General features: G+C 66.8%; 1 protein-coding gene. It reads right to left on the minus strand.

Annotation, left to right across the window (positions count from 1 at the left end; all coding sequences use genetic code 11):
* Positions 1–86: 86 nt before the first annotated feature.
* The coding region (locus IFT88_RS16875) for a hypothetical protein (protein ID WP_207110923.1) at positions 87–271 on the minus strand (185 nt) is incomplete at its 5' end.

Here is a 271-nt window from a genome sequence, read left to right on the forward strand (position 1 = left end):
ATGCGTCCCGGGTCGAGCCGGCCTGGCCGGTGGCGGTTGTGGTCCTCGCCGTCCTTCTCACCCTGGCGGGCCCATTTCTCGGATTGCTAACGTCTGCGCTCGGGGCCGCGCTGCTGGTCCTGGTCCTTGTCCGTCGCCGACGGTGGGGTGCCTGGTTCGTTCCCCTTGTCCTCATGTCTGTGGTCGTGATCCTCGCTGGTGGAGTCGGCCTGTTCCCTGGGCTGGATTTCGGGGGCACGGAGTTGCAGATGGATCCCGTGCAGACGGAAGG

Origin of the sequence: Frigoribacterium sp. CFBP 8751 (genome assembly GCF_014841545.1) — a bacterium.
Taxonomy (GTDB): Bacteria; Actinomycetota; Actinomycetes; order Actinomycetales; family Microbacteriaceae; genus Frigoribacterium.